We start from the raw sequence: 25,545 nt of genomic DNA on the forward strand, positions 1-25,545 counted from the left end.
GCCTCTCCGGGGCCGTGGCCAACGGCCTTGCCGGGAAACGCGGTCCGGCCGGAGCACATGGATGCTCCGGCCGGACCGCGTCTTTGCGTTCGGCCTACAGTCCCAGCAGCTCGATCGACCGCTCCCGCATCTCCACCTTCCGGATCTTCCCGGTCACGGTCATCGGGAACTCCTCGACCGCGTGCACGTAGCGCGGGATCTTGTAGTGCGCCAACTTGCCCGTGCAGAAGGCGCGCAGCGACTCCGCCGTCGGTGCCTCCGCGCCCGGGCGCACCTTCACCCAGGCCATCAGCTCCTCGCCGTACTTGTCGTCGGGTACGCCCACGACCTGCGCGTCCACGATGTCCGGGTGCGTGTACAGGAACTCCTCGATCTCCCTCGGGTAGATGTTCTCGCCGCCCCGGATCACCATGTCCTTGATACGCCCGACGATGCTCACGTACCCGTCCGCGTCCATCACGGCCAGGTCGCCCGTGTGCATCCAGCCGTCCGCGTCGACGGCCTCCGCGGTCTTCTCCGGCTCGTCCCAGTAGCCCTTCATCACGGAGTACCCGCGCGTGCACAACTCGCCCGCCTCGCCGCGCGGCACGACCTCGCCGGAGTCCGGGGCCACCACCTTGATCTCGACGTGCGGGTGCACCGCACCGACCGTGGACACCCGCTGGGCGAGGCTGTCGTCGACCCTGGTCTGCGTCGAGACCGGCGAGGTCTCCGTCATGCCGTAGCAGATGGTCACGTCCGTCATGCCCATGTCGCTGATCACGCGCTTCATGACCTCGACCGGGCACGGAGCGCCGGCCATCACCCCGGTGCGCAGGCCGGACAGGTCGTACGAGGCGAACCCCGGGTCGGCGAGCACCCCGATGAACATCGTCGGGACGCCGTACAGCACCGTGCACCGCTCCGCTTCGACCGCTTTCAGCGTGGCCTCCGCGTCGAAGGCCGGGGCCGGGATGACCATGCACGAACCGTGCGCCACCGCACCGAGGTTGCCCATCACCATGCCGAAGCAGTGGTAGAACGGCACCGGCAGGCACACCTTGTCCTCGTGCGTCCAACCCTGCAACTCGGCCACGAACCAGCCGTTGTTGAGGATGTTGCGATGCGTGAGCGTCGCGCCCTTGGGGAACCCGGTGGTCCCAGAGGTGTACTGGATGTTGATCGGGTCGTCCGGGTGCAGGGTGGCCGCGACCTCGGCGAGGCGGGCCGGGTCGGTCCCGCGTCCGGCCGCCACGACGTCGTCCCAGTCGGGGCCGTCCAGGAACACCACCTGCGCCAACTCCGGGCAGGCGTCCCGAACTTCGGCGACCATCGCGCGGTAGTCGCTGGTCTTGAACACCGGGGCGGAGACCAGCAGGCGGATGCCGGACTGCCGCAGCACGTACTCCAGTTCGTGCGTGCGGTACGCGGGGTTGACGGTCACCAGCACCGCCCCGATCCGGGCCGTCGCGAACTGCGTCAGCACCCACTCCGCCCGGTTCGGCGCCCAGATGCCCACCCGGTCGCCGGGGCGGATGCCCCGGGCCAGCAACCCGAGGGCGAACGCGTCCACGGCCGCGGCCAACTCCCGGTAGGTGTACGCCGTCCCCGCCGCCCTGTCCACGAGCGCCGTCCGGTCCGGATACGCGGCGACCGTGCGGGCGAAGTTCGCCCCAATGGTCTCGTCCAGCAGCGGCGAGTCGGTCGGGCCGGACGCGTACGACAGCGCTTGCTCCATGGGGGTTCCTCCCGATACATCCCTGGACGCCGGACGGCGGAACCCGACGGTATCGGGCACGGCGTGCCGAAACGAGAGTTCGGCGGGGACGCGGCCGGGGCTCGTGGCTCAGGGGTGCGACTCGGGTGTGCGGCTCGTGTGTGTGCGGCTCAGGGGTGCGGCGCGCGGGCCGGGCATCCCGACTTGTGGCTCGCGGCGTACTCGAAGTGCCACGGCTCGTTGTCGTACGTGCGGCACCAGCCGTACCGCGAGCCGTTCTTGTCCAGCCAGGTCTGCGCCGCCTTGGGGGCGATGTCGATTGCGGTCCCCTTGACGTGCGACGACTCGTCGGGCGGCAGCACGCGCTTGCGGGCCTCGGCCGTCGAACCCGTGCAGGCGACCTCGGTCTCCCACAGCAGTTGCTGGTGCTGGTACGAGCGCGCGCCCGAACGCAGCGACAACTCGATGTCCGCCGCCGCCATGGCCTTCCGGATCTCCTCGTACGCGCCGCGCGCGGAGGCCGCCAGCTTGCTCGGATCGGTCGCGTCCGGATCCGGCAGATCGCCCTCGCCGGTACCGGCACCGTCACACCGCAGCGTGAACGTCTGGGTGGCGGACGGACCCCCGTCCCTGGGGGGCACGGCGGGGGCGGGCGTGACGCGCGGGTTCGGCGCCCCGGGCGCACCCTTGGGAGCGGTGCCGCCCGCGCCGCCGGCCGGTGTGGTTCCGGACGCGGTGACCGCGATGCTCACGGTCCGGTTGTCATCGCCGCCGAACAGTGTCGCGCCCAGCGCCGTGCCTATGCCGGTGGACACCGTGACCGCGCCCACCCAGAGCAGTACCACGGGGACCCGTCGGCGACGGCCGTCCGGTTCCGAACGCGTGCGTGCCCGATTGGGGCGCCCGAAGGCGGGTTGTCCGGGTGTGGAGTCGGGGTTCGAGGAGGATTCGTTCCGTATGGGGTCATGCGAAGGAGAAGCCACGTCGGTCCTTTCGCCGATGGCCTGTGGGTGAGTTGCAGGTGTGAGTTGTGAGTAATGAGTTGTGAGTAATGAGTTGTGAGTGAGGCCCGCTACTCGGTGCGCAGGTTCTCCGGTCTCACGAGCCGCCACAGCGGTGGGAGTCCGGCCAGGGCCACGGCCAGGACGGCGCCGCCGCCCAGACCGGTGATCGCGCCGACGTACGTCCAATCCACCAGCAGCGGACGCCCGGCAAGGCCCAGCAGCAGCATCCCCAGGCCGATTCCGCTCGCCGCCGCGAGAGTCAGCCCCACGACGAGCGGCACGGCGGTCTGCGCCAGCACCGACAACGCCAGGGTGCGGTGGGACGTGCCCAGCGCGGCCAACACCGCGAGCGGACGCCGTTGTTCGCGCAGTTGTTCAAGCGTCGACACGAGCATGCTCGCGCCGATGAGCACCAGCGTCAGGGTGGCGCCGATGAACAGCCCGCGCTTGATGTTGGTGTACTTCCGGACCTCGGTCGTCTCCTTGAGCGAGTAGACCTGCCCGCCCGGATCGGCCTGGGCCACCGCGTTGCGCAGGTGCTCGATGCCGTCCGGGACGGCGGGGTCGAGCTTCGCGTACGCGCGGGCTTGCAGAATCCGGTAACCCGTTCCCGCCAGCGCCTCGGGAGTCGCGTACACGCCGCGGCCCGATGCGACCGTCAGCCCGTCGCCCGCCGGGAGTTCCTTCGCCGTCGCCGGGACGGTCCACGGGACGGACTGCTCCGCCCCGCCGGGCAGGTGGACCTGGAGGAGCGAGCCCGGGGTGACGATGCCCGGGGCCGCCTCCGACGGGTCGGGGCGGCCCGGCCCGTCCCCGGCCTCCCGGATCGGGCCGGGCGAGCCGGAGTCGCGGGTCTGCGCCGCGGCCAGGCCGACCGTGAAGACGTCGCCGGGCACGCAGTCCGTCACGCCGCTCACCAGCTCGCGCAGCGCGGGGCAGTCGGCAACGACGACCGTCTGCATGGAGGCGGCGTCGCCCGGCAGCGCGGCGGCGCTCTCGGCGAACGGCACCAGCAAGGCGACGCCAGGTGTCGCGGCCAGTTCGCCCAGGCGTTCCAGACTGCGGTCGTTGGCGGACAGGCTCACAAAGGAGTCCGCACGATCGAGTTCGTAGCCGGTCGACTTGGTGAACGACGACTCCAGTCCCGACAGCAGCGTCTGCACCGCGATCGCCCCGGCCACCGCCACGGCGATGCTGTTCACGACCCGAACCGAGGCGGACGTCTCGGCGCGCAGCCTGCGCATCCCCAGCAGCCAGGGGGTCGGGCCGGCACCGAGCCGCGCCGTGAGCGCGCGGACCACCCACGGCAGTATCGCCGTCACGCCCATCAGGATCAGGAGTATGCCGAAGGCGAGTCGGTAGACGCTCACCGTCTCCGTGGCACGCGCGTCCCGCAGCATCGGCAACAGCAGCAGCAGACCGCCGACGGCGGGCAGCAGGCGCAGCCACGAGTGCTTCGGCTCCACGGCCACCCGGCGGGCGACGCCCAGCGGCTCCACCGTGACGCCGCGCAGCGCGATGAGCGACGCGGCGACGGAGGCGGCCGGGACCGCGACGAGGACGAGAGCCCCGAGGCCGACCGGGGGAGTGATGTCCCCCGGGAAGACGCTGACGTCCCAGAGCACCACGAACCGCGCGAACTGCCGTCCGATCAGGAAGAAGGCCACGCCCACCGCCGTGCCGCCCAGCGCCGTGGCCAGGGCCTCGCCCGCGGTGAGGCGCCGGAGCATCGGCCGGTCGGCACCGACCAGGCGCAGCACCGCCATCCGGCGGTCGCGGGTGCTCGCCCCGAACCGCGAGGCGACCGCGACGAAGACCACGACCGGGGCGAGCAGCGCGACGAAGACGGTCACCGCGAGGAGGGTCAACAGCGCCCCGAGCGGCGACGAGATGCGCGGTTTGCCGAACCCGTCGACGCGTTCGGCAGTGTCGGTCGTGAGTGACGTGCTCCCCGCGACGTACGCGAGCTCGGACGGGCCGGTGAGGCCGGAGTCCGCGATGTGCCCGGTGATCTCGTACGGCAGCCGCTCGCGCAGCAGCTTGCCGTCCGAGGAGTTCAGCAGCTCGTCAAGCTTGGGGGAGACCACCATCGTTCCGGCGGGCGGGAGTTGGTGCAGCCCGGGTGGGATCTCGGGGTCGGCCCCCTCCGCCTGCATCAGGCGGCCGCGGATCTCCTCGTCGTGGAACTGGGTGTCCGCCGACATCACCAGCAGCGTGTGCGGCCCCGCGGCTGTGTCCGTCGGCACGGTGCTCTCCATCCGCGCGGCGCCGCGGATGTCACGTGCCTCCAGGAGATTCGGAACGGAGGTGGCCAGCAGCAGCAGGGCGGTGCCCAGCGCGATGCCCAGCACGGTGAACGCGGTGCGCAGCTTGCCCGCCCGACCGCCCGCGCCCGCGAACCGCGCACCCATGGCGAGGTCCCGGAACCACAGCCGGTAGCCCGTCACCCCGACCGAGTCCGCCCGTGAGCCCGCTCGATCCGGACCGGTCCCGCCGCCCCAGGCCCCCGAGCCACCGGATCCGCCCGATCCGCCCGAGCCGCCGGGACCTGTCGGACCCGAGGGACCCGCCGGCCCGCCGGGACCGGTTTGCCGGGCAGTCCCGAGCGCCCCCGCGCCGACCGAGCCGCTCCCGACCGCCCCCGCACCGACCGCCCCCGCACCGGTCGAACCCGCACCGGTCGAACCCGCACCGGTCGAACCCGCCCCGGTCGAACCCGCGCCGACCCGACCGGCGCCGACCGTGCTCACGCCGCCCGCCCCAGGCTGCGGGAGCGGCCGTCGCGCACCACGACCTCGCGGTCCGAGTAAGCCGCCACGCGGGCGTCGTGCGTCACCAGCACCACCGCCGCCCCGGACTCCCGGGCCGCGTCGGTGAGCAGGTTCATCACGCGCTCTCCGTTGAACGAGTCCAGCGCGCCCGTCGGTTCGTCCGCGAACAGCACCCGCGGTCCGGCCGCCAGCGCACGCGCGATCGCCACGCGCTGCCCCTGGCCGCCGGAGATCTGGCCCGGCAGCTTGCCCGACACGTCGTCGACCTCCAGCCGGGTGAGCCAGTCCGCCGCACGCCGAAAGGCCTCGCGGCGCTTGACGCCGTTGAGGCGCAGCGGCAGCGCGGCGTTCTCCCCGCAGGTCAGCTCCGGAACCAACTGGCCGAACTGGAACACGAATCCGAAGTCGCGGCGCCGCAGCGCACTGCGCTCGCGGTCGGTCATCGCGGCCATGTCGCGCCCCTGGTACCGCAACTCGCCCCCGTCCGGGGGCACGATGCCGGCGAGGCAGTGCAGCAGCGTCGACTTGCCGGAGCCGGACGGGCCCATGACGGCCACGATCTCGCCCGCGGCTATGTCGAACGAGGCGTCCTCCAGCGCGGTCGTCGGGCCGTACGCCTTGCGCAGCCCCCTCGCGACCAGCAGCGGCCCCGGCGCGCCGAAGGCATCGGACGCATCCGGTGCGCCACCGGCGGCGCCGGTGCCCACGGACGCGCGCCCTCCGGCGGCCGACGGTCCGGACTTCGACGGATTGCTCGGTGTCATGGCGCCACCTCGGACTTGAGTCGGTCAAGGCGGGCCTCGGTGAGCTCCAGCCACCGCAGGTCCGCCTCCAGATGGAACAGCGCGTGGTCGCAGATCAGTTGGTCGGCGAGGTCGCCGCCCTTCTTGCGCTCGGTCAGCTCGCGCATCAGCCGCAGGTGCTCGGTGCGCTGCGTGTCGAGGAGATCCCCTGCGCTGCGCCCGGTCATCAGCGCGATGACGACCTTCGTATAAAGGGTGCTCTGTAGATACGGCTCCGGCTTCTCCGGCCGCATGAGCCATTGTTCGACGTCGGTCAGCCCCTCCGCGGTGATCGCATACCGCTTCCGCTCCGGGCCCTCGCCATGCTCTATCCCGTCGACCTCGACGAAGCCGTTCTTCAGCAGCCGCGACAGCGTCGCGTACACCTGCCCGTAGGCGAGCGGCTTGCCCTGGCCGAAGCGGTCGTCGAAGGCGCGCTTCAGGTCGTACCCGTGGCGGGGGCCGGACTCCAGCAGGCCCAGGAGCGTGTGGCTAATCATGAGAATGACTATACACGCGGGTTATACACCGAGTGTATAGACGCGATGAATAGTCCTTGTGGGGGAGGGTTTCGGGCCGCCCCCAACAAGCCGATTCCGGTCGGCGTCAGGGCTTTGACCTGCGGTTGTGCGGTCTCGGTCAAGTATCGGGAGACGTCCGCGGACTCCTCGGCAACTCCTCGTTCGAGCGAACGCGGCCACGGTTCGAACGCCGTCGCCCGCACGTCCGCACCCTTGCGCCCCCAGCCCCCGACCGCGACGCCGTCGGCCAGGACGACAGGCCGGATGACCCCGCCGCCGGGCCGGACGGTGCGTTCGTGAGCGGCCGGAACGACCGGGGCGCGGTCGCGGTAGGCGAGGAGGTAGTTGTCGTATGCGGGGAGAAGCCGCACGTCGGGCGACGCCGAGTCGGACGCGTCCGAGCCGTCGCCCGGGCCCGGCCCATCGGCGACGACCCGCGGCGCCGCGGCCGCCCACGCACGCCGCGAAAGCGGCAGCGGCAGCCCCGACCAGTGGGCGAAGTCAGCGGCGCCGGCGGGCCCGAACGCCCGCGCGTACCGCCGCGCCAACTCCGCGGCGGCCGCCTCCTCGCCCTCGGGGCCCGCGTCGCCTTCCGGCAGCCAGTCGGACGGCAACACGAATGCGGCCTCGCCCGCTCGCCGCGGTCCGTGGCACACGAGACCGCGCAGCGCCGCGTGCCGGATGAGATGGAACGGTGCCTGCCCGGACGGTTCGACACCGATCGCCGCCAGGTGCTCCGTCAGCTCCGCGCGCGTGAGAGGCCCGTGGGTCGCCACGGCCTCGCGGATCACCCGGGCGGCGCGGTCGCGGAGCGCCTCGTCGAGGCCGAGCTCGCGGTGGCGGCGGGTGTTGGCCGCGTCGTTGCGCGGGCCGAACAGCGCGAGCAGCCAGCGCACGTCCTCCGCGGGCACGGTGTGCAGCGTGCCGCGCATGAACCAGCCGGTGGCGATGGAGCGTTCGTCCTCGTACGCGGCCCGCACGTCCCGCGCGGCGAGGCCCACGGCGCGGACCCGGATGCCCAATTCTGCGGCGACCGCGTCCTGCGCCTGAATGGCAAACACACGCCGCACGACATCCGCGGCAGAACGTTCCCGAACCCCGCCTGCAAGCGCCTGCGCCCGTGCGCGTGCCCGCACGAGCGCCTGGGAGGACGCCGACCCGCGCCGTTCTTGATCCTTGCTCACGCGCCAAGTCTCGCGCGCCGGGCCACCGTGGGTGGTCAATGGCGTGCGACCGCGCGGGCCGCCACCGAGGAGCCCGCCCGACCCGTCAAGCCTTCACAGCGTCCGGTTCCCCCACCGGCCCCGTCTCCTCCGCCGCCTCGACCTTGCGCATCGTCGCCGCCGCGTCCTCGTCCCGCACGGTCAGAGCGACCAGCGCACCGACCAGCGCGATGCCGGCGGCGGTCCAGAACGCCGCACGGTAGGCGTCCAGGTTCGGCGTCACGACGCCCGCCGAAGTCGTGGTGAACGCCCCGACGGCCGTGATCACCGTGCTGAGGAGCGCGATGCCCAGCGCGGAACCGAGCTGCCGCTGCGTGCTGAACAGCGTCGAAGCCGCGGCGCTGTCCGAGGGCTTGGTCTTGGCGAACGCGGCCGCCTGCATCGGGATCATGTTGAACGCGAGTGCGACGCCCGTGAAGAAGAGAATTGCGGCGAAGATCGCGGGAGCGGTGTTCTGGTCGGTCAGGCTGAGCATCGCGGCCGCCGCGGCTATGCCGGTCAGGCCGACGGCCATCAGGCGGCGCGGCCCGACCTTCGGGTAGATGCGGGAGACGACCTGCGAGGTGATCATCACGCCGAACGCCTCGGGGAAGGTCAGCAGGCCGGTCTTGAGTGCGCTCCAGCCGAACGCCTGCTGGCACATCAGCGGGTAGACGTACAGCAGGCCGAGGAAGCCCGCAGAGCCGAGCAGCGAGACGGTGTTGGTGCTCGCGAACAGGCGGTCGCCGAAGAGGCGGAGCTTGAGGATGGGTTCGGCGATGCGGAGCTCGTACCAGACCATGGTGACGAGCAGGATCGCCCCGGCTATGCCGGTGCCGATGATGAGCGGCGAGTTCCAGCCCTTGCCAGGGCCCTCGCTGAGCGCGTACATCAGCAGCGCGAAGCCGACGCCCGCGAGGAGGAAGCCCGGCAGGTCGAAGCGGCCCGTGCCCGGCTCGTGGTGCTCCTTGAGGAACAGCGCGCCGAAGACGAGGGCCACCACGCCGACCGGCAGGTTGATGTAGAAGACCCAGTGCCACGAGGCCTTGTCGACGAGAAGGCCGCCGAGGACGGGGCCGAGCGCCGGGGCGATCGCGGTCGGGACCATCAGGACGCGCGACGCCCGTACGCGCTCCTCCGGCGGGAACGCGCGGAACATCATCGCCATGCCGACCGGGGTCAGCAGGCCGCCGCCGACACCTTGGAGAATGCGGAAGAGCACCAGTTGGTCGAGCGTCTGGGCGAGGCCGCACAGGGCCGAGGCGCCGGTGAACACCGCCAGCGCGAAGAGGAACACCCGCTTGCTGCCGAACCGGTCGCCCAGCCATCCGGACGCGGGGATGAACACCGCGAGGCTGACCAGGTATCCCACCGCCACGGTGCCGAGCTCGGACGGGCCGACCCCGAAGTCCTTGCCGATGGCGGGGAGCGCGACGTTGATGATCGTGATGTCGAGGATGTTCACGAACATCGCGGCCACGAACACGGCACCGACGACGAACTTCTGGTTGAGGTCGGGCAGGCCGGATCGGCCGGGTGATGCCATACGGGCGGACTCCTGGGAGCGGAACGGATGAAGCGGGAGCAGTCGGGCGTGTCACCCCGGTCGAACGGACCGGACCGAGGCGTGCGTCGTACGCGAACCGGCTTGCGCCAAGCTGACGCAACGACCACGGCCCGGCAGGAATTCCTCCCGGGCCGCAACTGTGTCCCAAGCCACACCGGCCGCGATGCGCAGCACGGGGTGCCCGTCACGACGCTCGGCCTGCCGGGCCGTGGTAGCCCTTCAGTCCGTCGGCCCGTCGGCCCGTCGGCCCGTCGGCCCGTCAGTTCGTCGGCAACGGCGACGGCGGCAACGCGGTCCGTGGGCGACGGGCTCGCACGTCCACAGCGCGGCGATTGGGACCGCCGGCTGTCATCGGCCAATCGCAGTGTCCGCTGTGGGGCACCGTCGTGTCAGTGCTCGCCCTCCTGGCGGGGTTCGATGCCGAGGGCCGCGCACGCCTCGTTGTAGAGGCGTACGACCTCGACGCGGACCTCGCGGCGCTCGGTGAGTTCGCGTTCCCAGGGGATGCGTACGTCGGATTCCTCGCCGTCGACGACCGCGACGAAGTCGGCGCCGAGGCCGTCGAGTCCGCTCATGCGGGCGGAGGTCGCGGTGCCCTTGCCGCCGAGGCCGCGCACGATCAGGAGGTTGTCGGCGGGGTGGTCGTCGTTCATGTGCTTGGTGATCGCGGCGACGACGTCCGGGCCGAACGGGTTCGCGGCACCCTGCGGGGCGGCGGGGGTGGTGGTCATGCTCGCCTCCGAAGGCGGTCGGGCGGTTGAGGAACGATCGAAGGTGCGGCTGCGGCTCAGGCGGCCGCCCGGCGGCGCAGGAACACGAACGTTCCCGCGCCCGCGACGACGACCGCGGCGACCACGCCGACGATGATCCACACCGACGAGTCGGAGTCGTCGTCCTTCTCCGACGCGGCGGCGTCGGAGGGCGGGGTCTGCGGCACGGTCGGCGTGGGGTCGTCGGCGCCGGTCGGTGCGGGAGCGGAGTTCGGTGCGGTGCCCGGGGCCGCGGGGCCGGTGGCTCCGGGCGGACCGGCGTTCTCCTGGGGGCGGGCCGGGAGCGTGGGGGCCACGCCGCCGGTGAAGCCGATCGCCGTGGTGCCCTCCTGGGTGCGGTCCTTGCCGTTGCCGACCCAACTGGTCTGGAGCGCGCACGGGGTGGCGAGGCAGTCGGTGACGCCGAACTTCGCGGCCGGCTTGTAGTCGGCGACGAAGCCGCCGCTCGCGTCGGTGTCGACGAGCTTGAAGTTGACGACGTCGCACGCGCGTCCGGCCGGCTGGGCCGGGTCGCACACGGTGAGGAACAGCTTGATGCCGGGCTTGAAGCCCTTGCCCGTGACGGTGATGACCTCGCCCGCCGGGTCCAGGCCCGTGGTCTTGGTCGCCGTCAGACTGACGCTCTCCGCATGCGCGGTGCCCGCGCCGGCGAGCAGCGCGACGGGCAGGCCGAGCAGCAGCCCGAGCAGCAGCGCGGGCAGCGAGGCCGCGCGGCGGCGGCGGGTCCGATGTGTGCTCACGCTGCTAACTCCCAGGTCAACGGCCTGTACTCCGGCGTACGTTCGTTGTGGAGGTTAGGCTACCCTCATCGCTATGGTGCACATCGCCGGGGCCGTCCCCGGCACCCCTTGGAGCCCAAGGATGCACCCTCCGACATCGTTCCGACAAGATGTCGGTAAGTTCTTGACGCGGGCATCCGCGGCCGCACACACTGCGGTTCGGCAGCTTGTCGTACCGACGCCGCTTCCGACGCCGCTCAAGGGCCGTTCCAAGGGGACTCACACGATGACCACGACCGATACCGCCGAGACCGCCGAAGAGACGTTCTCCGCGACCATCCGCAAGCGTTCCTGGGGAAGCCACCAGAGCGCCGAGGGCGAGGGATTCCTCGACGTGCTGATGCGCGGCGGTCTGACCCGGGACGGCTACACCGCGATGGTCGCCCAGCACTACTGGGCGTACGAGGTCCTGGAGCAGGCCTCGGTCGTGATGCGCGCCGACGAGGTCGCCGCGCCGTTCTGCCCCGAGAGCCTGGACCGCATGGCCGCCCTCGAAGCCGACATGCTCTTCCTGGCCGGTCCTGACTGGCGCGAGAAGTACCCGGCCAACGCGGGCACCGAGCGCTACATCCAGCGCATACGGGAGAAGTGCTTCGACTGGCCCGGCGGCTATGTCGCGCACCACTACACCCGCTACCTCGGCGACATGTCGGGCGGCCAGCACATCGCCAAGCTGATGCGCCGTCACTTCGGCCTCGAAGGCCACCAGGGCACCGAGTTCTACAACTTCGAGGCGGTCGGCGACCTCGACGCGTTCAAGACCGGCTACCGCGCCGCGCTCGACGCCGCGCCGTGGGACGACGACGAGAAGGAGCGCATCATCGAGGAGGTGCTGTACGCGTACGAGGTCAACAGCGCCGTCCTGCGCGACCTCGGCGCCGCCATGGACCAGTGGCGCAAGGACTGACCCGGGTGCGCCCGCGCATCCGCCGTGGGGTGGGATAGCGGAGGGACGGCGGAGGGGGAGCACGCGGACCACCCGCCGCCCCCGCCGCACCGCGGTCTCGCAGCGCAGTCCCGGGGCGCGGTCCCGGGGCGCGGTCCGGCAGCGCGGACCGGCACGGCAACTCAACAGGAGCGGAAGATGGCCACCTACATCCTGCGGCGCGCGGTCGGCGTGCTCGTGGTGATGTTCGCCGTCGTCACCGGCATGTTCCTGCTGCTGCACGCGTCCCCGGTCTCCCCGGTCAACCAGCTCGCCCCGCAGGTCGCCGCCGACCCCGTCGCCCGTGCCGCCGTCGAACACCGCATGGGCCTGGACCGCCCCCTGGTCGTGCAGTACCTCGACTACCTCGGCGGCCTGCTGACCGGCGACTTCGGCACCTCGCTGTACGACGGCTCCTCCGTCGCCGACCAGATCGGCCGCGCGCTGCCCGTATCGCTCGAACTCGGTTTCCTCGCCGCCCTGCTCGCCGTGGTCCCCGCCGTCCTCCTCGGCACCTGGTCCGCGCTGCGCCAGGGCCGCGCGGTGGACCAGGCCACCCGCGTCGTCACCGTGGTCGCCATGTCGCTGCCCGGCTACTGGATCGCCGTCGTGATGCTCGTCCTGGTCGAAAACCCCGACTACCTCCCCGGCGCGGGCGGCTTCGTCGCCTTCTCCGAGGACCCCGTCCGCAACCTCCAGGTCCTGCTGCTGCCCGCGGTCGTGCTCGGCCTCGCGGCGTTCGCGATGATCACGCGGTCGCTGCGCGGCGGGCTCGTCGAGGCGTACACCTCCGACCACGTCGCCTTCGCCCGCGCGATGGGCTCCTCGCGCGCGCAGGTGCTGCGCCGCGTCGCGCTGCGCGGGGCGGTGGTTCCGACGCTGACCGTCGCCGGCGTGCTGATCGGCGGACTGCTGTCCGGGACCGTGCTGGTGGAGAGCGTCTTCCAGGTCCCCGGGCTCGGGCAGCTCATGGTCACCGCGTTCCAGCGCCAGGACTACCAGCTCGCGCTGGGCGGCTGCGTCGCCACGGCGGCCATCTTCCTGGTGCTCAACCTGGTCGTCGACCTCCTCTACCTCGTCGTGGACCCCCGCACGCGACAGGGGCTGGTCCGTGCCTGACAGAACCCGGGCGCGCGGCCTGCGCAAGCACCTCGGCAACCTCGGCGCGGTGGGTTGGACCGGCCTGGTCATGGTCGTCCTCTATCTCCTGGTCGCCACGGTCGGACGCCTGCACGGCAGCCCGACCGAGCTGGTCGCGCTCGGCCCCGAGGCGCCGTCCCTCGACCACCCCTTCGGCACCGACCACCTCGGCCGCGACCTGCTCGCGCGCACCGCCGAGGGCGCGTGGACGTCGTTGTGGATCTGCGTCACGTCGATCGGCTTCGCGCTCGTCGTCGGCACCGCCGTCGGCGTGCTGGCCGGATACCGGTACGGCGGACGCCTAGACGGTCTCCTCATGCGCGGCGTCGAGACCGTGCAGGCCCTCCCGCAGTTCATCTTCGTGATGTTCGTCATCGGCCTCATGGGCACCGCCGACATGCACTTCGGCCCGATCACGGTCAGCAACGGCGTGCGGGTCGCTCTCGCGATCGGCGTCGGCTTCGTCCCCTACTTCGCCCGCGTCGCGCGCGCCGCGACCGTGGTGGAGCTGAACGAGGACTACGTGGTGAACCTGCGCGGCCTCGGCGTGCCGCCGCGCGAGATCCTGTTCCGCGAGGTGCTGGTCAACGTGATGCCCCCGGTGCTGGGCCAGGCGTTCCTGGCGATGGCCATCGCGGTCTTCGCCGAGGGCGGCCTGAGCTTCCTGGGGCTCGGCGTCCCCCCGCCGCACGCGACACTGGGCAACCTGGTCGCCGACGCCGGCGGCCAGATCCTGGGCGACGCGTGGTGGTACGCCACGCTGCCGGGCGCCGTGCTGGTCCTCGGCATCCTGGGCTTCAACCTGCTCGGCGAGGCGTACGGGGACCGGAACCGGAGCCCCCGCCTCGCGCGTTTGAAGCGCGCAGGCACGAGCAAGAGCGGCGCCCCCGCCGCGTACGCGACAGAGGAGACGAAGTGACGCGCGGAGCGTGGAGGGCCCGTACGGCAACCGGCGGCAGCGGCGACGGGTCCGGTCCGAGCCGGCGCGGGTTCCTCGGCCTGACCGCGGGCCTCGCCCTCGGCGGGACCGGCCTGCTGACCGCGTGCAGCTCCGGCGACTCCGGGGCGCGCGTCGGCGACCGCCACAAGGACGGGATCCTGCGCATAGGCGTCGCGGCCGCCCCCAGCAGCCTCAACCCGCTCGACTCCGGCGCCGAGGTGACGCGGTGGATCGCCGAGCCGGTGATGGAGAGCCTGTACGCGTACGACGACCAGCTCAACTCGGTGCCGCTGCTCGCCGAGGGCGAACCCGAGGTGTCGCCCGACCGGATGACCTGGACCGTGCGCCTCAAGAGCGGCATCTTCTGGCACAACGGCGACCCCTTCACCGCCGACGACGTGGTGGCCACGCTCACGCACATGCTGGACATGTCGGCGGGCAGCGAGTGGATCACGTACATGCTCGGTTACGTCGCGTCCTTCGAGAAGGCCGACGAGCGGAGCGTGCGCATCAGGCTGGCCAAGCCGTACGGCCTGCTCCGCTCGCACCTGACCAACCTGCCGGTCACGCACAAGGACTTCGTGTCGCGCAAGGACACGATGATGGGCACCGGCCCCTTCCGCCTGGACCGCTACGTGCCTGGGCAGAGCTTCACGATGTCGAAGTTCGACCGCTACCACGGCGGCCAGTACCGCGCGCCGTTCGCCGACATGCCGGCGGGCGCGGCGTTCAACGGCATCGAGTACACCGTCTTCACCGACGGCAACACGCGCGCGGTCAGCCTCAAGCAGGGCAAGGTCGACCTGATCACCGCGCCCGCGCAGACCACCGTGCCGATCCTGGAGAAGGAGAAGGGCGTTGCGGTGGTGACTGCGGTCGCACCGCTGGACGTGCTGACGTACGTCATGATCGAGCGCGAGCCGTTCAACGACCCGGAGTTCCGCAAGGCCGTCGCCTACTCCATGGACCGCGACGGCGTCCTCCAGCGCGTGTACGGCGGCAAGGGCAAGCCGGGCCAGGGTCCGATCGGCCCCGGCGAGCTCGGGTACGACGCCGCCCTGTCCGTCTACCCGGCGACCCCCGACCTGGCCAAGGCACGCGAGCACCTGGACCGCGCGACGACGACCAAGCGCTCCTTCACCCTCACCGTCGGCGCCAGCCAGACCGTCCGCGACATCGCCCAGGTCCTGGTCGCCGGGTGGGACAAGATCGGCGTCAAGGTCACCATCGAGCAGCTGGCGGGCGGCCCGTGGTCCAACAAGTGGCTCTCGCGCGACTACGACATGCTCATGAACACCTTCATGTCCGGCTTCACCTCGGGCCCCGCCAACTACCTGACCCTCGCGCCAGCCTCGTCGAGCAACGTGCTCGCGTGCGGGTACAAGAATCCGGCCGTCGACCAGGCGATCGACACCGTGTGGCAGACCACGGACACCGCCGCCCGCACCGCCGCCCTCCAGACCGTCGACCGCGCGCTCGCCGAGGACGCGGTGATCTTCCCGCCTGTCTACCCCGAGCTGATCGTGGCGCAGCGCCGCGAGCTGAGCCCGCTGAACGCGGCCCAGCTCAAGGTCTGCCGCCTGTCCCCGCAGACCCTCCGCTTCACCGGCTGACCACGCCGCCGCGTCCCGCCCCCGGGAAGCGGACCGCACACTGGGAAGGCACACCTCCGCCCACCCGCAAACGGACGGACACCCCATGGCCACCACCATCGGTTCGGGCACCAAGCCCGGCACGGCCGCCGAAGCCGCTCCCGACCCCGGCGCGGGCGGGCCGGACCCGGCGGCGCTGCTGCGCGTGCGTGGGCTGTCCGTGACGTACCCGTCCGCGCGCGGACCGGTCACGGCGGTACGCGAGGCGTCGTTCGAGGTGCGGCCCGGCGAGGTCCTCGGCCTGGTGGGTGAGTCGGGCAGCGGCAAGAGCAGCGTGTGCGCCGCGGTCATGGGCCTGCTGCCGGACGGCGCGCGCCGGGAGGCCGACGGCATCGACTTCGAGGGCCGCGACCTCGCCCGGCTGCGCGAGCGCGAGATGCGGCGCGTACGCGGCCACCGCATAGCCCTCGTCCCGCAGCAGCCGATGACCTCCCTCTCACCGACCACGCCCGTCGGGCGCCAGCTCCGCTGGTACCTCGGCGACCGCATGGACGACCCCGAGCTGCGCGCGACGCTGGCGGCCATCGGCCTCGGCGCGGTCCTCGACCGCCCGCGCGACCTGCCCGGCGCGTTCTCCGGCGGCCAGCTCCAGCGCCTCGTGATCGCCATCGCGGCGCTGTCCCACGAACCGGCCCTGCTGCTCGCCGACGAGCCCACCACCACGCTCGACGCCACCGTCCAGGCGCAGGTGCTCAAGCTGCTCCTGACGCTGCGTGAGAACCTGGGCCTGGCCGTGCTGTACGTGTCGCACGACCTGGCCGTCGTCGCGCAGATCTGCGACCGCGTCGGCGTCATGTACGGCGGGCGCCTCGTGGAGACCGCGCCCGTGCACGACATCTTCGCCGCCCCGCGGCACCCCTATACCCGCGCGCTCGTGGCCGCGATGCCGTCCACCACGCCTGACAACGAGCCGCTGCGCCCGATCCCAGGCACCGCCGAGGACGCGAACCTGCTGGACGGGTGCCCTTTCGCACCCCGCTGCCCCAAGGCCACGGACGTCTGCCGCACCGAGATGCCGGCGCCGGTCCGGCACGGCGACGCCTCGGTGTCCTGCCACTGGCCCTCCGACGGCGGTGCCGAATGACCGGCCGCACACCGCTTCTGACGGTTCGTCACCTGCGCCGGTACTTCACCCTCCCGCGCCCGCTGGGCAGGCGCGGCCCCGGCGAGCGCGTGCACGCCGTCGAGGACGTCTCGTTCGACGTCGCGGCTGGGGAGATCCTGGCGATCGTCGGGGAGTCCGGCTGCGGCAAGTCGACGGTGGCCCGCATGCTCGCCGGGCTCAGCGAACCGACCTCCGGCACCGTCGAATTGGACGGCCGCGACCTGCCCGCGCGGCGCGGCGCCGAGGACCAGCGGCTCGTCCAGCTCGTGACGCAGAACCCGCGCGCCGCCTTCAACCGGCGCCGCGGCATCCGGCACGCCCTGCACCAGCCGCTGCGGGTGCACGGCCTGGCGGCGGATCCGAAGGAGCGCGAGCGCCTGGCCCTGGAGACGGTCCGCCGGGTGGGGCTGTCCGACGAACACCTCGACCGCATGCCGCGCGACCTCAGCGGCGGCGAGCTGGCCCGCATGGTGCTCGCCCGCGCGCTGCTGGTCGGGCCGCGCGTCCTGGTGCTGGACGAGCCGACCGCGAGTCTGGACGCGAGCGTCAAGGCCACGGTGGTCAACCTGCTGCTGCGGCTGCGCGACGAACTGGGCCTGGCCGTCGTGGTCATCACCCACGAGATCGACATCGCGCGGCGCCTCGCGGACCGGGCCGCGGTGATGTACCTGGGGCGGATCGCGGAGATCGGCGCGGCGTCGCACGTCCTGCACACGCCCGCGCACCCTTACGCGCGCATGCTCCTGGCCAGCGTGCCCGAACCGGACCGGGCGCGAACCGGCCCGGCCCGGTCGCGGGACGCGGTGTCGGGGGCGGTGGGGGAGGTGCCGTCGGCGGTGGCGCCGCCACCGGGCTGCTCGTACCACCCGCGCTGCCCGCTGGCGACGGATCGGTGCCGGACCGAGGTGCCGGTGCCGCGGCTGCTGGCCGGTGCGGAGGTGGCGTGCCACCACGCCGAGGAGGCCGAGGTCAGCGGTTGAGGCGGCGTCCCGCCACCAGCTCCGGCTCGATGCGGAAGACGACGCCGTGGTCCGCCCAGGCGGCGGGCAGGCGGCGGGTGAGCCGGTCGACCTCGGCGGGGTCGTCGACGCGGACGGCGTGCCCGGTCGCGGTGACCGACCAGCCCCCGTGCCGCTGGGTGTCGCAGTCGTCGGCCTGGAAGGCGACGACCGACTTGTGCAGCGTGGCGGCGAGGTGCCGGTCGCCGATCACGCGGAAGACGATGGCGGCGGGGCCGGGGCGCGCGGCGGGAGCGGCGGCGGCCGGGTCGACGGGAGCGGCCGGGTCCAGGGGACCGGCCGAGTCGAGGAAGAAGGGCACGGGGCGGATCGCCGGCAGCGCGCCCTGGGTGAAGACGACACGTCCCACCGGCACGCCGGCCATCAGGCGGAGTGCCTCGGAGGCGGTCAGCTCCTCGAGCACGGGAGCGGGTGTCGTGGTCATGTGTCCCAGGATGACCGCGGCCCGCGGCGGTATTCAGGGGCTAAGGTCCCGCTTTGCCGGGAAGATCGGTCCGGCCTGCCGGTGTGCCGTCGATCACTGTCGGCCGCCGCCGGGACGTGCGCCGAAGACTTGCCGCGGTGACGTGCCTTCCGTGTGCCCGGAGTAGCGCGGCGACTTTGTGTCGAGAACCACACTCACCCGATACGTCAACAAAACGATTCCTATTTCGCCAATTGCCCGTGCGGCGGAATTAGCGGAATCGCAACCTCCGGTTGGTCCGAACGCCGGGCAACCCGCGGAAAATCGGGGCTTCCGGTGAAACCACGCCCCTGGAACCGGCGTCCTGACAGCCAAGGGGGTGACAGGCGCCCGCGCCCGAGGATAGCGGGTTCCGTGGCCATGGATAACGGCGGGGTTTCGGCACGGGAAAGTCGCGGATGCGGGCTGACACGCGTCAACCCGGTGCTTGATCGGCACATCGGTGATCAGGCAAGCTGAACCGTCAGACCGACCGGGACAAGCCGAGTTCCTGGCCAACTGTCGTGTTGGAATCGAAGCCGGGGCGCGATCCGATGCTCCCGGGACTTCGGTTCCCAGCAGTCCAGGGAGAGAGATGGAGCGCAATTCCGGCGGTCAGGCAGGTCCCGATGACACCGGAGGCGACGCTGCGGAAGTAGGCGGCGGGGAACAACCGGACCGCGCGGTCGTCGACCCCGCGGTGGTGATGGCCCAGGCCAAGGACGAGAACTTCCCGGTCGCCTCGCGCGTGCTGCGTCCCGAACACCGGCGCCACCTGCTCGCGGTCTACGGATTCGCCCGCCTCGTCGACGACATCGGCGACGAGGCCGCCGGCGACCGGCTCGCCCAGCTCGACGAGGTCGAGAAGGACGTACAGCGCATTTTCGACGGCAACGAACCGCACCTCGCGGTCCTGCGCCCGCTGCGCGCCACGGTCGCCGAGACCCGCATGCCGGCCGACCCGCTGGTCGCGCTGATCGACGCGAACCGGCAGGACCAGCAGGTGCGGCGCTACGCGACGTACGCCGACCTGGTCGACTACTGCAAACTGTCCGCCGACCCCGTCGGGCGCATAGTCCTGTACGTGTTCGGCCGTGCCGACGAGCAGCGGTTCGCCTGGTCCGACCAGATCTGCACCGCGTTGCAGATCGTCGAGCACCTCCAGGACGTCGCCGAGGACCTGGGCAAGGACCGCATCTACCTGCCGACCGAGGACATGGCCCGCTTCGGCGTCGCCGAGGCCGACCTGACGGCCTCCTCGGCGGGCCCCCACCTGCGAAAACTGGTTGCGTTCGAGGCGGGGCGCGCGGCTAACCTGCTCCGCGCCGGTGCGCCCTTGATCGATTCGCTGCGCGGACGGGAGCGCCTGGCGGTCGCGGGATTCGCCGCCGGCGGACGCGCCGCACTCGCGGCGATCGCCGCCGTCGACCACGACGTGCTGGGGCATCGCCCCCGGCCGGGAAAGGCCGGCCTGCTGCGGGAACTCGTCCGCGTGCTGGCCCGGAAACGGTGAGGAGCCACATGGACGTCGACGCGTCGTACGCGTACTGCGAGCGGCTGACCCGCAACCAGGCGCGGAACTTCTACTACGGCATCCGGTTGCTGCCCGAACCCAAGCGCCTCGCCCTCAGCGCGGTGTACGCCTTCGCCCGCGAGGTCGACGACATCGGCGACGGCGACCTGCCGCTGGAGACCAAGATCTCCGAGCTGGGGCGCATGCGTGCCCAACTGGAGGACCTGGCCGCGTACCGCGACCCCGTCTGCACCGCGCTCGCGGACGCCGCGCACCGCTACCCCATCCCGTTGTCCGCGCTCGACGAGCTGATCGACGGCGTCGAGATGGACCTCAAGGAGACGCAGTACCAGACCTTCGAGCAACTGACCGTGTACTGCCGGTGCGTCGCGGGCGCGGTGGGGCGCCTCTCGCTCGGCATCTTCGGTTCGGCGGACGCGCCGCAGGCCCCGGAACTGGCCGACACGCTCGGCATCGCACTCCAGGTGACCAACATCCTCCGGGACATCAAGGAGGACAAGGAGAACGGCCGCGTCTACCTGCCGCGCGAGGACCTGGCGAAGTTCGGGCTGGAGGACGCCTGGCAGCCGGAGGGCACGTTCGTGCCGGGCGCGGCGTTCGACGACCTGGTGCGCTTCGAGGGCGAGCGGGCCCGGCGGCTGTTCGACGAGGGCCTGCGCCTGCTGCCGCTGCTCGACCGGCGCAGCGCCGCCTGCACCGGCGCGATGGCCGGAATCTACCGGCGCCTGCTCACCCGCATCGTGGCCGAGCCGTCGATCGTGCTGACCGGCCGCCAGTCGCTCCCCGGCTGGGAGAAGGCCGAGATCGCGGTACGCGGCCTCTCGGGCCTCCCGGTCGGCGAACGCTCCGCCTTCGCGGCGGTCCCGACGCATCTGCCGCAGCGCCTCCGCCCGCGGGGAACCCCCGCATCCCGGGCCGGTTCCGATGAGGCCGGCACCGGGAGTGCGACGTCGTCCACGGAAGGTTTCCCCACAGGGGGAACACGTTCCGACGCGGCGTCTTCGCGGGGGGCGACCCCCGCACCCCCGGCCGGTGCCGACGAGACGGGCGGCGGGGGTGTGACGTTCGCGACGGAAAAATTCCTCACACGGGGAACACGTTCCGACGCGGCGTCTTCGCGGGGGGCGACCCCCCCACCCCCGGCCGGTGCCGACGAGACGGGCGACGGGAGTGTGACGTCCGCGACGGAAAAATTCCTCACACGGGGAACACGTTCCGACGAAAAACACTTCAAGGGGGAGTAGGCCAAGTGATCTTCTGGGTACGTGAGGGCTCATGACACGTCGTCTGATCGTGGTGGGGGGAGGACTCGCCGGCATCACCGCCGCGCTCACCGCGGCCGATGCCGGCGCGTCCGTGACGCTGCTGGAGGGGCGCCCGCGCCTCGGCGGCGCGACGTTCTCCTTCCGCCGTGACGGACGGTGGCTCGACAACGGACAGCACGTCTTCCTCCGCTGCTGCACGGAGTACCGCCGGTTCCTCGACCGCATCGGGTCGACGGGCGACACGGTCCTGCAAGACCGGCTCGACGTCCCCGTCCTCACCCCCTGGGGCACCGCCGGGCGGTTGCGCCGCAGCGCGCTGCCCTCGCCGCTGCACCTGTCCGCCGCGCTCTCCCGCTACCCCTTCCTGACCCTCGCCGGGCGCGCCCGGGTCGGCGTCGCGGCGCTCGCGCTCAAGCGCCTCGACCCCGAGGACCCGCGCCTCGACGAGGTCACGTTCGGCAGTTGGCTCGACCGGTTCGGCGTCACGGCCCGCGAACGCGCCGCGATGTGGGACCTGGTCGGCGTCGCCACCATCAACCTGACGGCCGAGCACGCCTCGCTCGCCGTCGCCGCCAAGGTCTTCCGCACCGGGCTGCTCGACACCAACGACGGCGCCGACATCGGCTGGAGCAAGGTGCCGCTCCAGAAGCTGCACGGCGACGCCGCCCAGCGCGCGCTGGAGGACGCGAAGGTCGACGTACGCCTCCGCTCCCGGGTCGCCGCCGTCGAGCCGCTGCCCGGCGGCGGGTTCTCCGTCGACGCCGACGGCGGCACGCTGCACGCCGACGGCGTCGTGGTCGCCGTACCGCACGAGGACGCCGCGCGGTTGCTCCCCGCCGGCGCCCTGCTCCTGGACGATCGCCCGGCCGACCCCACCGTCCTTGCCGGACTGGGGAGTTCGCCGATCGTCAACCTGCATGTCATCTACGACCGACCGGTGTTCACCGGGGACTTCGCGGCCGGCCTCGGCAGTCCCGTGCAGTGGGTCTTCGACCGCAGCGACAATCTCGGGCTCGAACGCGGCCGATACCTCGCGGTGTCGCTGTCCGCCGCCGACCACGTGATCGACCTGACGCAGCATCAACTCCGGGACCGGTTCCTGCCCGCGCTCGAAAGGCTGCTCCCCGCCACGCGTTCGGCGCGCGTCGAGGAGTTCGTCGTGACCAAGGAGCGCACCGCGACCTTCCGAGCCGCCCCCGGCTCGGCCCGACTCCGACCGTACGCGCGCACCGCACTACCCGGACTCGCACTCGCCGGCTCGTGGACCGCCACCGGATGGCCCGCGACCATGGAGTCGGCTGTCCGCAGCGGCCTGGCCGCGGCCCACGTCACCCTGCCCAGCCTGGACTTGGATCCCGGGCGTGTACTGCCGACGACCCCATCTGGTGCCTTCCCGGAGAGGACGACGACACCGTGACCGTAGCCGACAGCTCACTCGCCCCCGTTGTACTTGACCGAGCCCGCGAGGCCACGCAGCCCGCACTCCGCACCGCCGTCGCCCGCCTCGAACCGCCGCTCGCCCGCGTCTCCGCCTACCACATGGGCTGGGCCGACACCGAGGGCCGGCCGGTCCCCGGCAACGGCGGCAAGGCGCTGCGCCCCGCGCTCGCGCTGCTCTCCGCCGAGGCCGTCGGCGCCGCCACGCAGACCGGCGTCCCGGGCGCGGTCGCCGTCGAACTGGTGCACAACTTCTCGCTGCTGCACGACGACCTGATGGACGGCGACGAGGAGCGGCGGCACCGGCCCACCGCCTGGAAGGCGTTCGGCCCCGGGCTCGCGGTGCTCGCCGGCGACGGACTGCTGGTGCTGGCCGAGCAGGTGCTGATGGAGTCGTCCGGACAGGGCGACCGGGCCGCCAAGCTGCTCACCGACGCCACCGCCGCGCTCATCGACGGCCAGTCGCAGGACCTGTCGTTCGAGACGCGCATGGACGTCACGGTCGAGGAATGCCTGTCGATGGCCGGCAACAAGACCGGTGCGCTGCTCGCCTGCGCGAGCGCGATCGGCGCCGCGCTCGCCGGTGCGGAGCAGGCGACCGTGGACCGGCTGTACGCGTTCGGCCACCACCTCGGCATCGCCTTCCAGGCCGTCGACGACCTGCTCGGGATTTGGGGCCGCCCCGAGGTGACCGGCAAGCCCGCATGGAACGACCTGCGCCAGCGCAAGAAGTCGGTGCCGGTGGTCGCCGCGCTCACCTCCGGTGGCGCCGCGGCGGACCGGCTGGCCGACCTCTACACCACCCCCGGTGACCTGACGGAGGATCAACTGGCCCTGGCCGCAAGGCTCGTGGAGGAGGCGGGTGGCCGCGTCCGAACCGAGGTGGAGGCGCAGCGACACCTGGAGCGCGCGCTCGGCAGCCTCGACGGACTCGGCATCCCGGAGGTGACGCGTACCGACCTGGCGGCCCTGGCGGCATTCACTACGACTCGGGAGTTGTGAAGATGACGGTGACGGTCCAGACCGAATCCACCGACGCGCCGGAGCGGGCCAAGGACACGCTCGACCGCGCCGTGGCCCATCTGCTGTCGTTGCAGGACGACACGGGCTGGTGGAAGGGCGAGCTGGAGACCAACGTCACGATGGACGCCGAGGACCTCCTGTTCCGGGAGTTCCTCGGCATCCGCACCGCCGAGCAGACCGAGCAGGCCGCCCGGTGGATCCGCGCCAACCAGCGGGAGGACGGCACCTGGGCGTCCTTCCGCGGCGGGCCGGCGGAGCTCTCCACGACGATCGAGGCGTACGTCGCCCTCAAGCTGGCCGGCGACTCCGTCGACGCCGACCACATGCGGCGCGCCGCCGCGTACATCCGCGAGAACGGCGGCGTCGCGCACAGCCGGGTGTTCACGCGCTTCTGGCTGGCCTTCTTCGGCTGGTGGTCGTGGGACGAACTCCCGGTCATGCCACCCGAGTTGATCTACCTGCCCAAGTGGTTCCCGCTCAACGTCTACGACTTCGCGTGCTGGGCGCGGCAGACGATAGTCCCGCTGACCATCGTCAGCTCGCTGCGGCCGGTCCGGCCGGCGCCGTTCGGCCTCGACGAGCTGAAGCCGACCGGCCCGGTGGCCGCCAAGCCGGTGGCCGACGACCCGTGGTCGCGGTTCTTCCGCGCGCTGGACCGCGTCCTGCACGTCTACTCCAAGCGCCCCGTGATGCCGGTCCGCCGCCACGCGGTCCGCCGCGCCAAGCAGTGGATCATCGAGCGGCAGGAGGCGGACGGCGGCTGGGGCGGCATCCAACCGCCGTGGGTCTATTCGCTGATCGCGTTGCACCTGACCGGCATGCCGCTCAACCACCCGGTGATGGCGCAGGGCATCAAGGGTCTCGACGGGTTCACCATCTGGGAGGACACCGACGAGGGCACCGTGCGGCGCTTCGAGGCGTGCCAGTCCCCGGTGTGGGACACCGGCCTGTCGCTGGTGGCGCTGCGCGACGCCGGGGTCGCCGAGGACCACCCGCAGGTCGTCAAGGCCGCGGGCTGGCTGCTCGACGAGGAGGTCCGCGAGTACGGCGACTGGGCGGTCCGCCGCCCCGGCCTCGAACCGGGGGGCTGGGCCTTCGAGTTCGCCAACGACTACTACCCGGACACGGACGACACCGCCGAGGTCGTGATGGCCCTGCGGTACGCCGCCCACCCGGACACCGAGCGCATGCGCGAGGTGCTGGGCCGTGCCGAGGTGTGGACCGCGGGCATGCGCAGCAAGGACGGCGCGTGGGGGGCGTTCGACGCGGACAACACCGCCGGGCTGCCGCTCAAGCTGCCGTTCTGCGACTTCGGCGCGGTCACCGACCCGCCGTCGGCCGACGTCACCGCGCACATCGTCGAGATGTTCGCCGAGTCCGGCGCCGAGTACCGCGACCAGGTCGTCGAGGGTGTGCGCTGGCTGCTGCGCAACCAGGAGGCGGACGGCTCGTGGTTCGGCCGCTGGGGCGCGAACTACATCTACGGGACGGGTGCCGCGGTGCCGGCGCTCGTGCTCGCGGGCGTCGACCCCCGGCACAGCGCGATCCGCCGCGCGGTCCGCTGGCTGCACGGCATCCAGAACCCGGACGGCGGCTGGGGCGAGGACCTGCGCTCGTACGTCGACCCGTCGTGGTCCGGCAAGGGCGACTCGACCGCCTCGCAGACCGCGTGGGCGCTGATGGCGCTGCTCGCGGCCGGTGAGCGCGGCGCCGCGGTGGAGCGCGGCGTCCGCTGGCTGATGGAGCATCAGAACGAGGAAGGCGGCTGGGACGAACCGCAGTTCACCGGCACCGGCTTCCCGGGCGACTTCTACATCAAGTACCACATGTACCGGATCGTGTTCCCGATCATGGCGCTCGGACGGTACGTCAAGGCGGCGGGCTGAGCGGTGGCGACCGGCACACGCGACACGGGCGGCACCGGCGACGAAGGCCGCGGGGGGGGGGGGGGGGGGGGGGGGGGGGGGGGGG

At 72.2% G+C, this 25,545-nt stretch carries 21 protein-coding genes; 11 read left to right on the plus strand and 10 right to left on the minus strand.

Going from position 1 to position 25,545, the window contains the following annotated elements; all coding sequences use genetic code 11:
• Positions 1 to 94: 94 nt before the first annotated feature.
• The 9 genes from ACRX5S_RS29440 to ACRX5S_RS29480 form a co-directional block, all read right to left on the minus strand.
• Positions 95 to 1,717 carry an AMP-binding protein gene (locus ACRX5S_RS29440; protein ID WP_436776181.1) on the minus strand — a complete coding sequence of 541 codons (1,623 nt, stop codon included), beginning with the start codon at positions 1,715 to 1,717 and terminating at the stop codon, positions 95 to 97.
• Between the two features lie 149 nt (positions 1,718 to 1,866).
• Positions 1,867 to 2,541, minus strand: a complete 675-nt coding sequence (locus tag ACRX5S_RS29445; RefSeq protein ID WP_436776182.1) for a D-alanyl-D-alanine carboxypeptidase family protein — start codon at positions 2,539 to 2,541, stop codon at positions 1,867 to 1,869.
• 227 nt (positions 2,542 to 2,768) lie between these two features.
• Positions 2,769 to 5,147, minus strand: a complete 2,379-nt coding sequence (locus ACRX5S_RS29450) for an FtsX-like permease family protein (protein ID WP_436776183.1) — start codon at positions 5,145 to 5,147, stop codon at positions 2,769 to 2,771.
• Between the two features lie 299 nt (positions 5,148 to 5,446).
• Positions 5,447 to 6,235 carry an ABC transporter ATP-binding protein gene (locus ACRX5S_RS29455; protein ID WP_436776184.1) on the minus strand — a complete coding sequence of 263 codons (789 nt, stop codon included), beginning with the start codon at positions 6,233 to 6,235 and terminating at the stop codon, positions 5,447 to 5,449.
• The gene (locus ACRX5S_RS29460) at positions 6,232 to 6,753 is read right to left on the minus strand and encodes a PadR family transcriptional regulator (RefSeq protein WP_436776185.1); all 522 of its coding nucleotides are present in this window, start codon (positions 6,751 to 6,753) and stop codon (positions 6,232 to 6,234) included. The genes ACRX5S_RS29455 and ACRX5S_RS29460 overlap by 4 nt, the downstream gene beginning before the upstream one ends.
• A gap of 8 nt (positions 6,754 to 6,761) precedes the next feature.
• A complete protein-coding gene (locus tag ACRX5S_RS29465; protein ID WP_436776186.1) occupies positions 6,762 to 7,835 on the minus strand; it encodes a winged helix DNA-binding domain-containing protein in 1,074 nt (357 codons plus the stop codon).
• A 208-nt stretch (positions 7,836 to 8,043) separates the two neighbouring features.
• On the minus strand, positions 8,044 to 9,522 hold the full coding sequence (locus ACRX5S_RS29470; protein ID WP_436776187.1) for an MDR family MFS transporter: 1,479 nt from the start codon (positions 9,520 to 9,522) through the stop codon (positions 8,044 to 8,046).
• A 410-nt stretch (positions 9,523 to 9,932) separates the two neighbouring features.
• Positions 9,933 to 10,274 carry a DUF2470 domain-containing protein gene (locus ACRX5S_RS29475; protein ID WP_436776188.1) on the minus strand — a complete coding sequence of 114 codons (342 nt, stop codon included), beginning with the start codon at positions 10,272 to 10,274 and terminating at the stop codon, positions 9,933 to 9,935.
• A 56-nt stretch (positions 10,275 to 10,330) separates the two neighbouring features.
• Positions 10,331 to 11,053: a neocarzinostatin apoprotein domain-containing protein gene (locus tag ACRX5S_RS29480; RefSeq protein ID WP_436776189.1), complete on the minus strand. Its 723-nt coding sequence runs from the start codon at positions 11,051 to 11,053 to the stop codon at positions 10,331 to 10,333.
• A gap of 265 nt (positions 11,054 to 11,318) precedes the next feature.
• Between ACRX5S_RS29480 and ACRX5S_RS29485 the strand changes: the two genes are divergently transcribed.
• The 6 genes from ACRX5S_RS29485 (at position 11,319) to ACRX5S_RS29510 (ending at position 17,834) form a co-directional block, all read left to right on the plus strand.
• Positions 11,319 to 11,999, plus strand: coding sequence for a heme oxygenase (biliverdin-producing) (locus ACRX5S_RS29485; protein ID WP_436776190.1), 681 nt, complete (start codon positions 11,319 to 11,321; stop codon positions 11,997 to 11,999).
• Positions 12,000 to 12,176: 177 nt separating this feature from the next.
• Positions 12,177 to 13,136 carry an ABC transporter permease gene (locus ACRX5S_RS29490; RefSeq protein ID WP_436776191.1) on the plus strand — a complete coding sequence of 320 codons (960 nt, stop codon included), beginning with the start codon at positions 12,177 to 12,179 and terminating at the stop codon, positions 13,134 to 13,136.
• Positions 13,129 to 14,076, plus strand: coding sequence for an ABC transporter permease (locus ACRX5S_RS29495; protein ID WP_436776192.1), 948 nt, complete (start codon positions 13,129 to 13,131; stop codon positions 14,074 to 14,076). The genes ACRX5S_RS29490 and ACRX5S_RS29495 overlap by 8 nt, the downstream gene beginning before the upstream one ends.
• Positions 14,073 to 15,710 (plus strand): ABC transporter substrate-binding protein, encoded by a 1,638-nt coding sequence (locus ACRX5S_RS29500; RefSeq protein WP_436776193.1) that lies wholly within the window; start codon positions 14,073 to 14,075, stop codon positions 15,708 to 15,710. The genes ACRX5S_RS29495 and ACRX5S_RS29500 overlap by 4 nt, the downstream gene beginning before the upstream one ends.
• Positions 15,711 to 15,795: 85 nt before the next feature.
• Positions 15,796 to 16,833 (plus strand): ABC transporter ATP-binding protein, encoded by a 1,038-nt coding sequence (locus ACRX5S_RS29505; protein WP_436776194.1) that lies wholly within the window; start codon positions 15,796 to 15,798, stop codon positions 16,831 to 16,833.
• Positions 16,830 to 17,834 (plus strand): oligopeptide/dipeptide ABC transporter ATP-binding protein, encoded by a 1,005-nt coding sequence (locus ACRX5S_RS29510; RefSeq protein WP_436776195.1) that lies wholly within the window; start codon positions 16,830 to 16,832, stop codon positions 17,832 to 17,834. The genes ACRX5S_RS29505 and ACRX5S_RS29510 overlap by 4 nt, the downstream gene beginning before the upstream one ends.
• Here ACRX5S_RS29510 and ACRX5S_RS29515 read toward each other — a convergent pair.
• Positions 17,824 to 18,297 carry a pyridoxamine 5'-phosphate oxidase family protein gene (locus ACRX5S_RS29515; RefSeq protein WP_436776196.1) on the minus strand — a complete coding sequence of 158 codons (474 nt, stop codon included), beginning with the start codon at positions 18,295 to 18,297 and terminating at the stop codon, positions 17,824 to 17,826. The genes ACRX5S_RS29510 and ACRX5S_RS29515 overlap by 11 nt on opposite strands.
• 724 nt (positions 18,298 to 19,021) lie before the next feature.
• Here ACRX5S_RS29515 and hpnC point away from each other — a divergent pair.
• The 5 genes from hpnC to shc are packed head-to-tail and all read left to right on the plus strand — an operon-like array spanning position 19,022 to position 25,460.
• Complete coding sequence (gene hpnC / locus ACRX5S_RS29520; protein ID WP_436776318.1) at positions 19,022 to 19,828, plus strand: squalene synthase HpnC; 807 nt, start codon at positions 19,022 to 19,024, stop codon at positions 19,826 to 19,828.
• Between the two features lie 8 nt (positions 19,829 to 19,836).
• Positions 19,837 to 21,093, plus strand: a complete 1,257-nt coding sequence (hpnD, locus tag ACRX5S_RS29525) for a presqualene diphosphate synthase HpnD (RefSeq protein ID WP_436776197.1) — start codon at positions 19,837 to 19,839, stop codon at positions 21,091 to 21,093.
• A gap of 31 nt (positions 21,094 to 21,124) precedes the next feature.
• Complete coding sequence (hpnE, locus tag ACRX5S_RS29530; RefSeq protein WP_436776198.1) at positions 21,125 to 22,531, plus strand: hydroxysqualene dehydroxylase HpnE; 1,407 nt, start codon at positions 21,125 to 21,127, stop codon at positions 22,529 to 22,531.
• Entirely contained in the window at positions 22,528 to 23,553 is a 1,026-nt protein-coding gene (locus ACRX5S_RS29535; RefSeq protein ID WP_436776199.1) for a polyprenyl synthetase family protein, read from the plus strand. The genes hpnE and ACRX5S_RS29535 overlap by 4 nt, the downstream gene beginning before the upstream one ends.
• 2 nt (positions 23,554 to 23,555) lie before the next feature.
• Positions 23,556 to 25,460, plus strand: a complete 1,905-nt coding sequence (gene shc / locus ACRX5S_RS29540; protein ID WP_436776200.1) for a squalene--hopene cyclase — start codon at positions 23,556 to 23,558, stop codon at positions 25,458 to 25,460.
• Positions 25,461 to 25,545 lie beyond the last annotated feature (85 nt).

It is taken from the genome of Yinghuangia sp. YIM S09857 (assembly GCF_051388915.1).
Classification (GTDB): Bacteria; Actinomycetota; Actinomycetes; order Streptomycetales; family Streptomycetaceae; genus Yinghuangia.

What these genes read in the sequence shown, in the direction of transcription:
- ACRX5S_RS29440 (WP_436776181.1), bottom strand. Translation starts at nt 1,717, where the DNA reads ATGGAGCAAGCGCTGTCGTACGCGTCCGGCCCGACCGACTCGCCGCTG.
- ACRX5S_RS29455 (WP_436776184.1), bottom strand. Translation starts at nt 6,235, where the DNA reads ATGACACCGAGCAATCCGTCGAAGTCCGGACCGTCGGCCGCCGGAGGG.
- ACRX5S_RS29460 (WP_436776185.1), bottom strand. Translation starts at nt 6,753, where the DNA reads ATGATTAGCCACACGCTCCTGGGCCTGCTGGAGTCCGGCCCCCGCCAC.
- ACRX5S_RS29470 (WP_436776187.1), bottom strand. Translation starts at nt 9,522, where the DNA reads ATGGCATCACCCGGCCGATCCGGCCTGCCCGACCTCAACCAGAAGTTC.
- ACRX5S_RS29475 (WP_436776188.1), bottom strand. Translation starts at nt 10,274, where the DNA reads ATGACCACCACCCCCGCCGCCCCGCAGGGTGCCGCGAACCCGTTCGGC.
- ACRX5S_RS29485 (WP_436776190.1), top strand. Translation starts at nt 11,319, where the DNA reads ATGACCACGACCGATACCGCCGAGACCGCCGAAGAGACGTTCTCCGCG.
- ACRX5S_RS29490 (WP_436776191.1), top strand. Translation starts at nt 12,177, where the DNA reads ATGGCCACCTACATCCTGCGGCGCGCGGTCGGCGTGCTCGTGGTGATG.
- ACRX5S_RS29505 (WP_436776194.1), top strand. Translation starts at nt 15,796, where the DNA reads ATGGCCACCACCATCGGTTCGGGCACCAAGCCCGGCACGGCCGCCGAA.
- ACRX5S_RS29510 (WP_436776195.1), top strand. Translation starts at nt 16,830, where the DNA reads ATGACCGGCCGCACACCGCTTCTGACGGTTCGTCACCTGCGCCGGTAC.
- ACRX5S_RS29515 (WP_436776196.1), bottom strand. Translation starts at nt 18,297, where the DNA reads ATGACCACGACACCCGCTCCCGTGCTCGAGGAGCTGACCGCCTCCGAG.
- hpnC (WP_436776318.1), top strand. Translation starts at nt 19,022, where the DNA reads ATGGCCCAGGCCAAGGACGAGAACTTCCCGGTCGCCTCGCGCGTGCTG.
- hpnD (WP_436776197.1), top strand. Translation starts at nt 19,837, where the DNA reads ATGGACGTCGACGCGTCGTACGCGTACTGCGAGCGGCTGACCCGCAAC.
- hpnE (WP_436776198.1), top strand. Translation starts at nt 21,125, where the DNA reads ATGACACGTCGTCTGATCGTGGTGGGGGGAGGACTCGCCGGCATCACC.
- shc (WP_436776200.1), top strand. Translation starts at nt 23,556, where the DNA reads ATGACGGTGACGGTCCAGACCGAATCCACCGACGCGCCGGAGCGGGCC.